This window comes from Pseudomonas sp. HMSC066A08 (genome assembly GCF_001813025.1).
Classification (GTDB): domain Bacteria; phylum Pseudomonadota; class Gammaproteobacteria; order Pseudomonadales; family Pseudomonadaceae; genus Pseudomonas; species Pseudomonas aeruginosa.
Map to the genome: position 1 here is coordinate 1 of NZ_KV811215.1, position 232 is coordinate 232.

The following is a 232-nucleotide window of genomic DNA, read 5'->3' on the forward strand; positions in this document are numbered from 1 at the left end:
AACTTAGTAGAGTCCGTTTTCCGAGCAGGAGACGGCAGTGAAAAAGCGTTTTACCGAAGAGCAGATTCTCGACTTCCTCAAGCAGGCGGAGGCCGGTGTGCCGGTGAAGGAACTGTGTCGCCGACACGGCTTCAGTGATGCCTCGTTCTACACCTGGCGGGCCAAGTTTGGCGGTATGACCGTGGCGGACGCCAAACGGTTGAAGGATCTTGAACTGGAAAACAGCCGATTG

General features: G+C 55.6%; 1 protein-coding gene. It reads left to right on the top strand.

Annotation, left to right across the window (positions count from 1 at the left end; all coding sequences use genetic code 11):
• Positions 1-37 precede the first annotated feature (37 nt).
• The coding region (locus tag HMPREF2886_RS02085) for a transposase (protein WP_058160066.1) at positions 38-232 on the top strand (195 nt) is incomplete at its 3' end.